The sequence below is a fragment of the Rahnella selenatireducens genome, from assembly GCF_046449555.1.
GTDB lineage: Bacteria > Pseudomonadota > Gammaproteobacteria > Enterobacterales > Enterobacteriaceae > Rahnella > Rahnella selenatireducens.
This window is the reverse complement of the sequence record NZ_JBKEZJ010000058.1, coordinates 1-331: the sequence shown is the minus strand read 5'-3', so window position 1 is coordinate 331 and position 331 is coordinate 1. Positions and strand designations below refer to the sequence as shown.

At 45.3% G+C, this 331-nt stretch carries 1 tRNA gene; it reads left to right on the top strand.

The annotated features are described in order from the left end of the window. Positions 1–99: 99 nt before the first annotated feature. Positions 100–175: transfer RNA gene (locus ACLBVC_RS24810), tRNA-Glu, on the top strand. Positions 176–331 lie beyond the last annotated feature (156 nt).

The window sequence follows — 331 nt, the reverse complement described above, 5'->3', positions numbered from 1 at the left end:
GAAATTAATGAGCAAGAGCACCTGTTGATGCGGTAAGGGAGACCTTACGCTGATGCGAAAAGTGCCACACCGTTATGCGGTCTGGTGCGGATTTTTCGTGTCCCCATCGTCTAGAGGCCTAGGACACTGCCCTTTCACGGCTGTAACAGGGGTTCGAATCCCCTTGGGGACGCCACTCCGATAATGTGTGAAAGACATTATCAACGAATATCTTAAAGATGACTTTAACGAGTCGTGTTTAAGATATTGCTCTTTAACAATCTGGAACAAGCTGAAAAATTGAAAGTTTACAGCTGAACATCACTCTCCGTAGAAGTACTGAGTGGTGATT